The organism is Paraburkholderia sp. SIMBA_027 (genome assembly GCF_046535315.1).
GTDB lineage: Bacteria > Pseudomonadota > Gammaproteobacteria > Burkholderiales > Burkholderiaceae > Paraburkholderia > Paraburkholderia tropica.
On the sequence record NZ_JAWRWY010001437.1, the window covers coordinates 1 to 242 of the forward strand.

Annotated in this window: 1 protein-coding gene; it reads left to right on the plus strand. The window is 68.2% G+C overall.

Features of this window, described 5'->3' with window-relative positions; translation table 11 throughout:
* Positions 1-242 (plus strand): hypothetical protein (locus SB764_RS43930; protein WP_410867303.1); only part of this gene is annotated, 242 nt, incomplete at both ends.

Consider the following 242-nt stretch of genomic DNA (forward strand, 5'->3'; position numbering starts at 1 on the left):
TGGAACGGACGACGTTCGCCACCTTCCTCACGCGGACGGAATTCGCGACGCTCGCCACCTTCGTCTCGGCGCTGGAAGGGACGGCGTTCGCCACCTTCTTCGCGCGGACGGAACTCGCGACGCTCGCCGCCTTCGTCTCGGCGCTGGAACGGACGGCGTTCGCCGCCTTCGTCGCGGCGTTGGAACGGACGACGTTCGCCACCTTCCTCACGCGGACGGAATTCGCGACGCTCGCCACCTTC